Genomic DNA, 12,784 nt, shown 5'->3' with positions numbered 1-12,784 from the left:
GCACAGAACGGCGCCGCCGCCCAACCCCCAAGGAGACATCTCATGCAAGCAATCCCAAGCGGCCTGGCCGCGCTGGCCACGGCGGCGGCCCTGGCCGTGGCGGCGCCGCAATCGGCGCGCGCCGACATCCGCATCGGCTTCACGGGCGTGCTGTCCGGGCCGCAGGCGGCGCTGGGCCAGGACCAGTACGACGGGCTGATGCTGGGCATCGAGCAGTTGGGCGGCAGCCTGGGCGGGCAGAAGGCGGTGGTGATCCGCGACGACGATCAGCTCAAGCCCGACGTGGGCGCGCAGATCGTGCAGAAATTCATCGAAAAGGACAAGGTCGACGTGATGGTCGGGCTGGGCTTTTCGAACGTGCTGATGGCCGAGCTGCGGCGCATCAAGGAATCCGGCGTGGTGGCGCTGTCCACCAATGCGGGGCCGGCCCCGATCGCCGGCCGCATGTGCCTGCCGAACCTGTTCGTGCTGGGCTGGCAGAACGACAGCATGTCGGAGGCCATGGGCAAGTACGTGAAAGACCTCGGCTACAAGCGCGCCTATCTGATGTCGGCCAACTACCAGGCGGGCAAGGACAAGCTGGCGGGCTTCAAGCGCTTCTATGGCGCGGCGCCGGCCGACGAGGTCTATACGCAGTTGGGGCAGCTGGACTATTCGGCCGAGATCTCGCGCATGCAGTCGGCCGGCCCCGATGCGCTGTTCGCCTTCTACACCGGCGGCGTGGGCGTGAACTTCGTGCGCCAGCTGCGCCAGGCAGGGCTGATGGACAAGCTGCCGTTCTTCTCGGAAAGCCTGATCGACTCCAACACGCTGACCGCGTTGAAAGAGCAGGCGGTGGGCGCCATCTACGGCACGCCCTGGGCCACCACGCTGGATAACCCGCAGAACCGCAAGTTCGTCGAGACCTTCAAGGCCAAGTACGGCCGCCTGCCGTCGGAGTACGCCGTGGGCGGCTACGACGCGGCCTACCTGCTGGACGCGGCCGTGCGCGCCCAAGGCGGAAAAGTGGGCGACAGCAAGTCGCTGGCGGCGGCCGTGAAGGCGGCGGGCGCCACCTTCCCGTCGGTGCGCGGCAAGTTCCGCTTCAACACCAACAACATGCCGGTGCAGAACCTGTATGCGTACCAGGTGGTGAAAGAGGGCGACGGCATCGGCCTGAAGCAGCTGGCCACCGTGCTGACGGACCATCAGGACGCCTACGTGGCGGACTGCCCGCTGAAGTGACGGGCCGGCGGCCCTCGGGAGACGTCCGATGAACGGATCGCTGCTGTTGTCGCAATTGCTCAATGGCCTGCAGCTGGGCGCGTTGCTGTTCCTGATGTCGTCGGGGCTGACCCTGATCTTCGGCATCATGAACTTCATCAACCTGGCGCACGGTTCCCTCTACATGATCGGCGCCTTCCTGGGGGCGACCGCCTACAACGCCAGCGGCTCGTTCGCGTTTTCGATCCTGGCTGCGGTGGCGGGAAGCGGCTTCGTGGGCGTGGTGCTGGAAAGGCTGATCGCGCGCCCGCTGTACCGGCACGACCATCTGTACCAGGTGCTGGCCACGTTCGGGCTGATGATGTTCTTCAATGAACTCGCGTCCGTCATCTGGGGCAGCCGGCCGTACTACGCCGCCGTGCCGCAGGGGCTGGAAGGGGCCGTCAACCTGTTCGGCAACGACTATCCGGTGTACCGCCTGATGATCATCGGGGTCGGGGCGCTGGTGGCGGTAGGCGCCTGGTTCCTGATCCAGCGCACGCGCTTTGGCATGCTGATCCGTGCCGGCGCCAGCAACGCGCCCATCGCCAGCGTGCTGGGCGCCAACGTCGACCTGCTGAAGACGCTGCTGTTCCTGCTGGGGTCGGTGCTGGCCGGCGTGGCGGGCGCGCTGGCCGGGCCGATCCTGTCGGTGCAGTCGGGCATGGGCGAACCGGTGCTGATTCTGGCGCTGGTGGTGATCGTGGTGGGCGGCATCGGATCGGTGCGGGGCACGCTGATCGCGGCGTTGCTGATCGCGATGATCGACACGCTGGGGCGGGCCTTCCTGCCGGACCTGCTGCGCGCGGTGTTCGATGCGCCCGTCGCCAATGCAGTCGGGCCGGCGCTGGCGTCGATGCTGATCTACGTATTGATGGCCGTGGTGCTGGCGGTCCGCCCGCAAGGCCTGGTCTTTTCGGCGCGCCGTTGAACCGCGCGCCAATGAACAAGGGCAATCCATCATGCAAGAACCAATCTGCCGGCGCTGGGCGCTGCCGCTGCTGTTCGTGGTCCTGGCCGCCGTCCCGTTCGTGGCGCAGTGGCTCGGCGAACCCTTTTATGTGACGCTGGGCGCGCGCATCCTGATCTACGCGCTGGCGGCGCTGGCGCTGAACCTGGTGCTGGGTTTCGCCGGGCTGGTCAGCTTCGGCCACGCCATGTTCCTGGGCCTGGGCTGCTATGCCGTGGGTATCCTGAGCTTTCACGGCATCGGCAACGGCTGGGCGCAGCTGGCCGTGTGCATCGCGGTCTGCGCGCTGGTCGCGCTGGTGGTCGGGACGGTGTGCCTGCGCACGTCGGGCATCGGTTTCATCATGATCACGCTGGCCTTTGCGCAGATGTTCTATTTCCTGGCGGTCAGCCTGCGCGAGTACGGCGGCGACGACGGGCTGAACATCTACGAGGCCAGCGCGTTCGGCCTGTTCGACCTGGACGGCAGCCAGCCGGTCTATTGGGCGGCCTGGGCGCTGCTGCTGGCGGCCAGCCTGGGCATGCTGCGGCTGCGGCGTTCGCCGTTCGGCATGATCTTGCGCGCCACGCACGCCAATCCCCGGCGGGTGGACGCGCTGGGCTACTCGGTGTTCGGCGTGCGGCTGGCGGCCTACGTGGCGTCGGGCGTGCTGACGGGCATCGCGGGCCTGCTGCTGGCCAATCTGACCGCGTTCGCCTCGCCCAGCTACATGTCGTGGCCGGTGTCCGGCGAGCTGATCGTCATGGTCGTGATCGGCGGCCTGGGCAATGTGCTGGGCCCGATCGTCGGCGCCGTGGCGTATCTGCTGCTGGAAGAGGCCTTCAAGAGCGTCACGCAGCATTGGATGCTGCTGATGGGGCCGGTGGTCGTGGTGATCGCGATGCTGGCCCGGGGCGGCTACGGCCGATCGCTGGCGTGGCTGCGGCCGAGGCGGCCCGCGCAGCCGCCGCTGGACGTGGAAGCCCAAGCCCAGGCCCAGATCAAGGTCAAGGAGGCATCGGTATGACGGCCGCCGCGACTGCCGCAAGAACCGATGCCGCGGGCGCCCCGGCGGCGCTGGCCACCCGCGACCTGGTGCGCCGCTTCGGCGGGCTGGCGGCGACAGACGGCGTGTCGCTGGATGTCGCGCCCGGCGAGCTGCACGCGCTGATCGGCCCCAACGGCGCGGGCAAGACTACGCTGATCAACCTGCTGTCCGGCGAACTGCGGCCCGACGGCGGTTCGGTCAGCCTGGGTGCGGCGGATGTTTCGCGCGCGACCGTCCAGGAACGCGTGGCGTTGGGCATGCTGCGCTCGTATCAGGTGACCTCGGTGTTCGACAGCTATACGGTGCTGGAGAACGCCTGCCTGGCGGCGTTGCGCAAGCGCCGGCGCGGGCTGTCGGCCTGGACGGCGCTGCGCGATTGCGCCGACGTGGTGGAGGCGGCGCGCGACGCGTTGCGCGCCTGCCGCCTGGACGCGGTTGCCGAGTCGCCCGTGGAAAGCCTGGCCTACGGCCAGCGGCGCCAGCTGGAGATCGCCATGGCGCTGGCGGGCCAGCCGTCCGTGCTGCTGCTGGACGAGCCGATGGCGGGCATGAGCGCGGCCGAAAGCGCAGGCGTCATCGCCTTGCTGCGAAGCCTGAAAGGCCGCTACACGATTGTGCTGGTGGAACACGACATGAACGCAGTCTTCGCGCTGGCCGACCGCATCAGCGTACTGGTCTACGGCAAGGTCATCGCCACCGGCACGGCCGACGCGATCCGCAACCACCCCGACGTGCGCCGCGCCTATCTGGGCGACGACGCCGACGCTTAAAGGAGCCGCCATGTTGACGATACGCGGATTGACGGCCGGCTACGGCCACTGCCAGGCGCTGTTCGGCGTGGACCTGGACGTGGGGCAGGGGGAAGTGGTGGGGCTGATCGGCCGCAACGGCATGGGCCGCAGCACCGTCATCAAATGCCTGTTCGGCCTGCTGCCCGCCAGCCAGGGCAGCATCCAATACGGCGACCGGTCGCTGCGCGGCATGGCGCCGTACCGGATCGGCCGGCTGGGCTTGTCGCTGGTGCCGGAAGGGCGCCAGATATTCCCCACGCTGACCGTGGAAGAGAACCTGGTGGCCACCGCCAGCGAACGCGGCCGCGCCCAGGCCTGGACGTTGCCGCGCGTGTACGCGCTGTTTCCCCGGCTGCGGGAACGCCGCGCCAACCTGGGCACGCAACTGTCGGGCGGCGAACAGCAGATGCTGGCGCTGGGGCGCGCGCTGATGACCAACCCCAGCCTGCTGGTGCTGGACGAAGCCACCGAAGGCCTGGCGCCCGTGGTCCGGGCCGAGATCTGGCGCGTGCTGGCGCAACTGAAGTCCGAGGGGCTGTCGATGATCGTGGTGGACAAGAACACCACGGCCCTGCTGCGCCTGTCCGACCGGAACGTCATCCTGGACAAGGGCGCGACGGCGTGGCGCGGCAGTTCGGCGGAATTGTCCGCGCGGCCCGACCTGGTGGCCGCTTACGTGGGAGTCTGAAATGAAACTGCAGGACAAGGTAGCGCTGGTCACCGGCGCGGCGGGCGGCATCGGGCTGGCGATTGCGCGCCGGTTCGTGGACGAGGGCGCCTACGTGCTGCTGGCGGACCGCAAGGAAGCCGAACTGGCGGCGGCCGTGCGGTCGCTGGGCGAACGTGTGGCGGCACACGTCGCCGACGTGACCGACCCGGCCGCGGCTCAGGCGCTGGCGGATGATTGCGTGGCGCGCTGGGGCGGGCTGGACATCTGCGTCTGCAACGCGGGCGTGATCCGGGCGGCGGATTTCCTGGACCTGACGCTTGAGGACCTGGATGCCGTCATGAACGTGAACGTGCGCGGCACCTTTCTGGTGGCCCAGGCGGCGGCGCGCGCGATGGTCGCGGGCGACCGGCGCAACGGCGCCATCGTGACGCTGTCGTCGATGACCGCGGAGCTGGCGATGCCGGACCAGCTGGCGTACGGGGCCAGCAAGGGGGCGGTCCGGCAGATGACGAAGTCGATGGCCTTGTCGCTGGCGCCGCATGGGATCCGCGTGAACGCGATCGGGCCAGGCAGCATCGACACCGAGATCCTGGCGACGATCACGAACGACCCCGTCGCCCGGCGTACCGTCTTGTCCCGCATTCCCATGCAGCGCCTGGGGCAGACGGACGAAGTGGCGAAGGTGGCCGTGTTCCTGGCGGGCGACGATGCCAGCTATGTCACGGGGCAGACGGTGTACGTCGACGGGGGACGGCTGGCGCTGAACTATACGGTCGCCGTGCCGGAGTGACCGCCGCGAATCCCGCCCAGCATTGCTGCGTGAAGGTGTACAGCGCGTCTTGCGCCGTCAGGGGCGTGCGTCCGGCCAGGCGCGCCAGGACGTAGTGGCCCTGGCGTTGGCGGTCCGGGGGGATCGGCACTTCCACCAGTTTCCCGGCCGCCTGTTCATGGCGGGTGACGCAGAGCACGCCCAGCAGTAGCGTGTCGGTGTGCAACGCCAGGTCCACCAGGGGGTCCAGATTTTCGCAGCGCGTCGTCACCATCGATTCGGGCGCGCCGCCGGGCCCTAGCGTTTCGGCCAGCCGCAGCGAGACTTCGGGGCTGAGCGTGCTGGACGCCACCGGATACTGGCGGATCTGCTCAATGCCGACCCGCTTGTGGGACAGGATAGGATGGCCCTTGCGGCACACCATCCCGGCGCGCAACGGCGCAAGCGGCCGCGCATCGATGTCGGCCGCGTCATACAGCATGCGCGCGTCGCAGACCATCGCGTCGATGCGTTCGCCGCGCAGCATGTCCAGCAGCGTGGCCGTGGCGCCCAGTTCGACCCCCACGCGCACCTGGGGATGGTTGGCCGCCATATGGGTCAAGAAAGGCGACAGCAGCAGGGACGCCGGCGTGGGGCTCAGGCCGATGGTCAGCGTGCCGGATTCGCCGCTGTGCAGTGTCTTCAATTCCCGCTGCAGCTCCGCTTCTTCGAAACGCATGCGGCGGGCGCGTTCGGCCACGCAGGCGCCATAAGGCGTCAGGCGGACCTGGCGCGTGCCGCGGTCCAGCAGCGGCAGGCCAAGCTCGGCCTCAAGCGCCTGGATGCTGCGGCTGAGCGCCGGCTGCGACAGGTTCACCTTTTCCGCCGCGCGTGAAAACGTGCCGTGTTCAACGACGGCCAGCAGGTGCTTGAGTTTCTGGAAGTCCATGTGGTAAGCGCATGAAAGCTATGAAATAAATGCATTGGAATTATAGTTTGGCGCTTCGTATCATGGTCCGTAGACGGCGCCCGCAAGAGGTGCCGCGCCCCGCGCCCGGGTCTCGCACCGCGGCGCGGCCTATCAATACGGAGACAGATTCACATGAAGCAGCACTTGTTGTCGGCCGCCATCCTGGCGGCCTGCGCCGGCGTGGGCGCGGCCCACGCGCAACGTTCCACCGCCGTTGACGCCTCGCCTGTAGCCGCCGCGCCCGCAGGCGCCGAAGCCCGCGCATCGCGCCCGGCCGGTGGCCAGGTGACGATCCGGCGCGACGAATACGGCATGCCCCACGTCTATGCCGGCACGGTGTACGGCATCTTCTACGGGTACGGTTATGCGGTCGCGCAAGACCGCCTGTTCCAGATGGAGATGGCGCGCCGCAGCACACAGGGCAAGGTGGCCGAAGTGCTGGGCGAAAAGATGGTGGCGTTCGACAAGTCGATCCGCGGCAACTTTTCGCCGGAGCGCATCCAGCGCCAGTTGGCCGCGCTACCGGCCTCTGAACGCCAGATCCTGGACGGCTACGCGGCAGGCATGAACGCCTGGATCGCGCAGGTGCGCGCCAAGCCGGACAGCCTTACTCCCAAGGAATTCAACGACTTGCAGTTCCAACCGTCGGACTGGACGCCGTATGACGTGGCGATGGTGTTCGTGGGCACCATGGCCAACCGGTTTTCGGATGCCAACAGCGAGATCGACAACCTGGCGCTGTTGACCGCGCTGAAGGACAGGCACGGCGACGCGCGCGCCATGCAGATCTTCAACCAGCTGCGCTGGATGACCGACAGCCGTGCGCCGACGACGGTGCCGGAAGAAGAGGGCGTCTACCGGCCAGAAGCGGCGATGGCGCCGGCCAGGGTGTCGTACGCATTGCCGCGCTACGACGGCACGCCGCCCATGCTGGAGCGCGTGGCGCGCGACCCGCAGACGCGCGGCGTGCTGGACGAGGCGCCCGCCGCCGTGCCGGCTCGCCTCCTGGCGCAGTTCGCGGATTCCGGCCAGCCCGGCATCGCCGGCTTTCCGACCACCAGCAACATGTGGATCGTGGGCCGCGACCACGCCAAGGACGCGCGCTCGATCCTCTTGAACGGGCCGCAGTTCGGCTGGTGGAACCCCGCCTATACCTACGGCATCGGCCTACATGGGGCGGGTTTCGATGTCGTCGGCAATACGCCGTTCGCGTATCCCAGCATCCTGTTCGGGCACAACGCGCACGTGACCTGGGGGTCGACGGCGGGCTTCGGCGACGACGTGGACATCTACGCCGAAAAGCTCGATCCGGCCGACCGCACGCGGTACTTCCACAACGGCGAGTGGAAGACGATGGAAAAGCGCACCGAGCTCATCGCCGTCAAGGGCGGGGCGCCCGTCCTGATGGACGTGTACCGCACCGTGCACGGCATCGTCACCAAGTTCGACGACAAAGAGCATGTGGCCTATGCCAAGGCGCGCGCCTGGGAAGGCTACGAGCTGCAATCGCTGATGGCCTGGACGCACAAGGCGCAATCGCGCAACTGGGACCAATGGAAGCAGCAGGCCGCGCGCCATGCGCTGACCATCAACTGGTATTACGCGGACGACCGCGGCAACATCGGCTACGCGCACACGGGCTTCTACCCCAAGCGCAAGCCAGGGCATGACCCGCGCCTGCCGGTGCCAGGCACGGGCGAAATGGACTGGGACGGCATACTCCCGTTCGCCACCAATCCGCAGGTCTACAACCCGCGACAGGGCTTCATCGCCAACTGGAACAACCAGCCCATGCGCGGCTATCCGTCCACCGACCTGTTCGCCATCGTCTGGGGCCAGGCCGACCGCTACGCCGAGATCGAGACCCGCCTGAAGGCCATGACCGCCAACGGCGGCAAGGTCAGCCCGCAGCAGATGTGGGACCTGATCCGCACCACCAGCTATGCCGACGTGAACCGCCGCCACTTCCTGCCGTTCCTGCAGCGCGCGGTGGCGGGGCTGCCCGCCGACGACGCCCGCGCGAAACTGGTCGCGGGATTGCAATCGTGGGACGGGATGGGCACCAGCGACAAGCAGCCGGGTTTTTATGACAATGCCGGGCCGGCGGTGATGGACGCGTGGCTGCGCGCCATGCTGAAGGCGACGCTGGCCGACGAGATGCCCGCCGACTTCTTCAAGTGGTACAGCGCCACCGGCTACCCCACACCGGCCGCGCCCGCGACCGGATCGGTCAACCTGACCGTCGGTGTCAAGGTGCTGTTCAACGCGTTGGCCGGGCCGGACGCCGGGGTGCCCCAACAGGTCGATTTCTTCAACGGGCAGCGTCCGGAAGCCGTCAGCCTGGCTGCGCTGGACGAGGCGTTGGCCACCTTGCAGAAGGCGTATGGCCAGGATCCCGCCGCATGGCGCATCCCCGCGCCGCCGATGGTGTTCGCGCCCAAGAATTTCCTGGGCGTGCCGCAGGCGGACGACAAGGCGGTGCTGAGCTATCCGGCCACCCAGAACCGCGGCACCGAAAACAACATGACGGTGTTCGACGGCAAGGGCGTGTACGCCGTGGACGTGGTGGCGCCGGGGCAGAGCGGCTTCGTCGCCCCGGACGGCACCCCGTCCGTCCACACCCGGGACCAGTTCGACCTGTACAACCGCTTCGGCAACAAGCGCGTCTGGTTCACGGATGCGGAAGTGCGCGCCAACGCTACGTCGGTTGAGACGCTGCGCTATTGACCGCGTAGCCGCCCTGGTGGCTGGCCAGGCGCGCATAGGCCCCTTGCTTTCTCAGCAACTGGTCGTGCGTGCCGGCCTCAGCCAGGGTGCCGCGCTCCAGCACCAGAATCAGGTCGGCGTCGCGGATGGTGGACAGCCGGTGCGCGATCACCAGCGTGGTGCGGTGGCGCATGAGCGTGTCCAGCGCGCCGCGCACCTGCATTTCCGACAAGGTGTCCAGGTGCGACGTGGCCTCGTCCAGGATCAGGACGGGCGCGTTCTTCAGGAAAGCCCGCGCGATCGAAATGCGCTGGCGCTGGCCGCCGGACAACTGCATGCCGCGTTCACCGACTGGCGTCGCCAGGCCCTCGGGCAGCGTGCGCACGAAGTCCGTCAGCGCCGCCTGGTCCAGCGCGCGGGCCAGGTCTTCCGGCGTGGCTTCGGGACGGGCCAGCCGGATATTGCCTTCCAGCGTGTCGTTGAACAGATAGGTGTCCTGCGTGACCAGCGCCACGCGTTCGCGCAGCCCGTCCAGTTGCAGCTGGCGCACGTCCACGCCGTCCAGCTTCACCACGCCCAGGCGCGGATCCCAGAAGCGCAGCAGCAGGCTGGCGACCGTGCTTTTACCCGCGCCGGACGCGCCCACCACCGCGACAGTGGCGCCGGCGGGCGCCTTGAAGCTCAGGTCTTTCAGCGTGTCTTCGCGCTTGCCCGGGTAGGTGAAGCTGACATGCTCGAACGCCAGCGACAGGCCGTGCGTCGCCACGGGCGGGGCCAGCGGGCCGTCGGTGACCGGCTCCGGTTCGTTGGCGACCACATGCAGGCGGCGGGTGGCGGCGATGGTGTCGGCCAGTTGCCGGCTGACCTGCGAGATCTCGGAGACGGGCAGGAAGGTCGCCAGTGCGATCAGCACCAGCAGGGGCAGCATGCTGGCCGACAGCGCGCCGGCCGACACCTGCAATGCGCCCACGACGGCCACGGCCAGCCCGCCCAGGCCCATCGCCACTTCGAACCACGCGGTCTGGCGGGACAGGTCGCGCAGGATGTCCAGGCGGCGGATGCGGTACTGGTCGGCGACTTTCAGGAACTCGTCGCGCCGGCGGCCTGTGGCCTGGAACGCGGTCAGGTCGGCCAGGCCCTGGATGGTGTCGGTAGTGTGGGCGCTCATTTCGCCCAGGGCGTGACGGGCCTTGTCGCCCAGCGCATCGACGTGGCGGCGGCCGCGCACGGGGGACACCCAGGCATAGGCCAGGAAGGGCAGCAGCGCCAACGCCACGGGCCAGCTGTACACGCCCAGGAAGCCCAGCACCGACAGCGGCACCACCACCGACACGATGGCGGGGGCGATGGTGTGGGCGTAGAAGTATTCGACCATCTCCACGTCCTGCGTCGCCAGCGCCACGAGGTCGCCGGAGCGGCGTTGCAGCAGGTAGGCGGGCGCCAGGCGTTCCAGCTTGTCGTACAGCTTGACCCGCATGTCGGCCAGCAACTGGTAGGCCATGGCGTGCGCCAGCCAGGATTCCAGCCAGTGGAACAGCGCGGCCAGCGGCGCGGCGATCAATAGCCCGACGATCAGCCCCGACACCTCGCGGCCGTCGCGGATGGCGGCCACGATCAGCGCGCTGAAGACGCCCACGCCGATGAATGCGGCGACGCGCGCCACCCCCAGCAGGATGGTGGCGGTCAGGGTGCCGCGCCAGGGACGCACCACCGACAGCAGCGTGCCCAGCGTGGCGCGCCAGCCGACCTGCTCGGCATCCTGGTCCAACGAGCGCAGGGCGGGGCCTTGCTTGTCGTCGGAGGCAACCGCGGCTGCCTCGTGCGGCTGCGCCAGGGCGGCTTGGGCCGGCGCGGGCGATCCGGCCGACGGGTTCTGGTGCGCGGCAGCCTGCTCATGCATCAGGCGGTAGTACAGCCCGCGCTGCGTCATGAGGTCCGCATGCGGGCCGGCTTCCACGACGCGGCCCTGGTCCAGCACCAGGCTGCGGTCGGCGCCGATCACGCTGGCCAGGCGATGGGCCAGGATCAGCGTCGTGCGTCCCGCCATCAGGCGGTCCAGCGCCTGCTGGATCAACGCCTCGTTTTCGGTGTCCACTGACGACAGCGCTTCGTCCAGGATCAGAATGGGCGCGTCGCGCAGCAGCGCGCGGGCAATCGCTACGCGCTGGCGCTGGCCGCCCGACAGTTGCAGGCCGCGCTCGCCGATGCGGGTCGCATAGCCGTCCGGCAGCGCCATGATGAAGTCGTCGATATTGGCGGCCCGGGCGGCCGCGCGCACCTGTTCATGCGTGGCGCCGGGTCGCCCCAGCCGCAGGTTGTCGTCGATGGTGCCATGGAACAGCGTGATGTCCTGGCTGACCAGCGCGATGTGCGACAGCAACGTCTGGGTGTCCAGTGTGTTCACGTCATGGCCGCCGACGCGGATGCTGCCCGACTGGGGCACGCACTCGCGCAGCAGCAGGCGCACGATGGTGGATTTGCCCGCGCCGCTGGGGCCGACGATGCCGACCCGTTCACCGGCCGCGATGCGGAACGCCAGCCCCTGGTGGGCGTGGCGTTCTGGCGTGTACGAGAACGCCACGTCGTCGAATTCGATGGTGGGCGCCAGGCGGGCGGGCGCGACGCTTGCGGCGCGGGTGTCCGGAGCCGGGGTCAGCGGCTGCGCATCCATCAGGGCGTGGATGCTGACCGCGGCGGATTGGCCCAGCATGCCGCGGTGCAAGACCGACCGCAGGTCGCGCAAGGGGCGGAAGATCTCGGTGCCCGCCATCAGCACGATCAGCAGCGCTTCGACGCTCATGTCGCCAGCGGCCACGCGCCAGGCGCCGAGCGTCAACGCCAGCGCCGCGCCCAGCGCCACGCCCAGGTCGCTGATGCCGCGCGTCAACAGGCTGACCGATAGCACCCAGAAGGTGTTGTCCGACAGGCTGCGAGCGCGGGTGGCCAGCCGTTGGCCCCACGCCTTGCCCTGGCCATAGGACTTCAGGGTGGGCAGGCCCTGCACCGCGTCCAGGAAGTCTTCGCCGAACGCGTTCAGCGCGCGGGTGCGCGCCTGGCTGGCGCGGCGGTCAAGCATATGGACCGCCATCGGGCCGAACAGCGCGAACAGCGCCGCCGCCAGGAAGACCAGCGCGGTGGGCACGTCCCAGAACGCGATCACGGCAAAGATGGCGAAGGGCGCGGCCGCAGCGATGGCGACTTGCGGCAGGTACTGGCCGAAGAACGTCTGCAACTGCTCGACGCCGTCCACCACCGTCAGCATGACGCCGCCGGTGCGCTGGTTGGCGAACCACGCCGGCCCAAGGCTCACGATGCGGTCGTACAGCTTGCCGCGCAGCGTCTGCTGGATGGAAGCTGACGTGCGATTGGCCTGCACGGTGCGCCAATGGTCGAACACGGCGCGCAGCAGCACCATTGCGCCGACGCACAGCGCGGGCGTGATCCAGTCCTGCCAGGGCGCGCCGTCGAACACGCGGGCCAGCAACTGGCCCAGGAACACGTAGCGGGCGATGCCCGCCGCCAGCGCCAACAGGCCCAGGAAAATCCCGCCCGCCATGCCGGCGCGCAAGCCGGCCGTCAGTTGCCACAATCGAGAGTCGAAATACATATCAATGCTCCATCCAGAGCCTGCATGGTCACTGATCCGATGCGCGCGCGAAA

Annotated in this window: 9 protein-coding genes; 7 read left to right on the top strand and 2 right to left on the bottom strand. The window is 68.7% G+C overall.

The features are described from left to right. The first annotated feature begins 42 nt into the window (after nucleotides 1-42). From A9973_RS17935 to A9973_RS17910, 6 genes are read left to right on the top strand one after another with little or no spacing between them, the layout of a single operon-like run. The gene (locus A9973_RS17935) at nucleotides 43-1,224 is read left to right on the top strand and encodes an ABC transporter substrate-binding protein (protein ID WP_183015072.1); all 1,182 of its coding nucleotides are present in this window, start codon (nucleotides 43-45) and stop codon (nucleotides 1,222-1,224) included. Nucleotides 1,225-1,252: 28 nt separating this feature from the next. Continuing rightward, complete coding sequence (locus A9973_RS17930; RefSeq protein ID WP_183015071.1) at nucleotides 1,253-2,173, top strand: branched-chain amino acid ABC transporter permease; 921 nt, start codon at nucleotides 1,253-1,255, stop codon at nucleotides 2,171-2,173. A 31-nt stretch (nucleotides 2,174-2,204) separates the two neighbouring features. Continuing rightward, complete coding sequence (locus A9973_RS17925) at nucleotides 2,205-3,218, top strand: branched-chain amino acid ABC transporter permease (RefSeq protein ID WP_183015070.1); 1,014 nt, start codon at nucleotides 2,205-2,207, stop codon at nucleotides 3,216-3,218. Next, entirely contained in the window at nucleotides 3,215-4,009 is a 795-nt protein-coding gene (locus tag A9973_RS17920; protein WP_183015069.1) for an ABC transporter ATP-binding protein, read from the top strand. Before A9973_RS17925 ends, A9973_RS17920 begins: the two co-directional genes overlap by 4 nt. Nucleotides 4,010-4,019: 10 nt before the next feature. After that, nucleotides 4,020-4,718 (top strand): ABC transporter ATP-binding protein, encoded by a 699-nt coding sequence (locus A9973_RS17915; protein WP_183015068.1) that lies wholly within the window; start codon nucleotides 4,020-4,022, stop codon nucleotides 4,716-4,718. A 1-nt stretch (nucleotide 4,719) separates the two neighbouring features. Beyond that, nucleotides 4,720-5,490 (top strand): SDR family NAD(P)-dependent oxidoreductase, encoded by a 771-nt coding sequence (locus A9973_RS17910; protein WP_183015067.1) that lies wholly within the window; start codon nucleotides 4,720-4,722, stop codon nucleotides 5,488-5,490. Here the strand turns inward: A9973_RS17910 and A9973_RS17905 are convergent. After that, nucleotides 5,420-6,397, bottom strand: coding sequence for a LysR family transcriptional regulator (locus A9973_RS17905; protein WP_183015066.1), 978 nt, complete (start codon nucleotides 6,395-6,397; stop codon nucleotides 5,420-5,422). The genes A9973_RS17910 and A9973_RS17905 overlap by 71 nt on opposite strands. A gap of 153 nt (nucleotides 6,398-6,550) precedes the next feature. Between A9973_RS17905 and A9973_RS17900 the strand changes: the two genes are divergently transcribed. Then, a complete protein-coding gene (locus tag A9973_RS17900) occupies nucleotides 6,551-9,145 on the top strand; it encodes a penicillin G acylase (RefSeq protein WP_183015065.1) in 2,595 nt (864 codons plus the stop codon). On the opposite strand, the gene A9973_RS17895 is transcribed toward A9973_RS17900, so the two are convergent. Beyond that, the gene (locus tag A9973_RS17895; RefSeq protein WP_183015064.1) at nucleotides 9,117-12,731 is read right to left on the bottom strand and encodes an ABC transporter ATP-binding protein; all 3,615 of its coding nucleotides are present in this window, start codon (nucleotides 12,729-12,731) and stop codon (nucleotides 9,117-9,119) included. The genes A9973_RS17900 and A9973_RS17895 overlap by 29 nt on opposite strands. Nucleotides 12,732-12,784: the final 53 nt, after the last annotated feature.

It is taken from the genome of Achromobacter sp. UMC46 (assembly GCF_014170335.1).
Lineage (GTDB): Bacteria > Pseudomonadota > Gammaproteobacteria > Burkholderiales > Burkholderiaceae_B > Achromobacter.
This window is presented reverse-complemented; position numbering and strand designations above follow the sequence as displayed.

Excerpts from the sequence above, each read along its gene's own strand:
- A9973_RS17935 (WP_183015072.1), top strand. The coding sequence starts at position 43 with ATGCAAGCAATCCCAAGCGGCCTGGCCGCGCTGGCCACGGCGGCGGCC.
- A9973_RS17930 (WP_183015071.1), top strand. The coding sequence starts at position 1,253 with ATGAACGGATCGCTGCTGTTGTCGCAATTGCTCAATGGCCTGCAGCTG.
- A9973_RS17925 (WP_183015070.1), top strand. The coding sequence starts at position 2,205 with ATGCAAGAACCAATCTGCCGGCGCTGGGCGCTGCCGCTGCTGTTCGTG.
- A9973_RS17920 (WP_183015069.1), top strand. The coding sequence starts at position 3,215 with ATGACGGCCGCCGCGACTGCCGCAAGAACCGATGCCGCGGGCGCCCCG.
- A9973_RS17915 (WP_183015068.1), top strand. The coding sequence starts at position 4,020 with ATGTTGACGATACGCGGATTGACGGCCGGCTACGGCCACTGCCAGGCG.
- A9973_RS17910 (WP_183015067.1), top strand. The coding sequence starts at position 4,720 with ATGAAACTGCAGGACAAGGTAGCGCTGGTCACCGGCGCGGCGGGCGGC.
- A9973_RS17905 (WP_183015066.1), bottom strand. The coding sequence starts at position 6,397 with ATGGACTTCCAGAAACTCAAGCACCTGCTGGCCGTCGTTGAACACGGC.
- A9973_RS17900 (WP_183015065.1), top strand. The coding sequence starts at position 6,551 with ATGAAGCAGCACTTGTTGTCGGCCGCCATCCTGGCGGCCTGCGCCGGC.
- A9973_RS17895 (WP_183015064.1), bottom strand. The coding sequence starts at position 12,731 with ATGTATTTCGACTCTCGATTGTGGCAACTGACGGCCGGCTTGCGCGCC.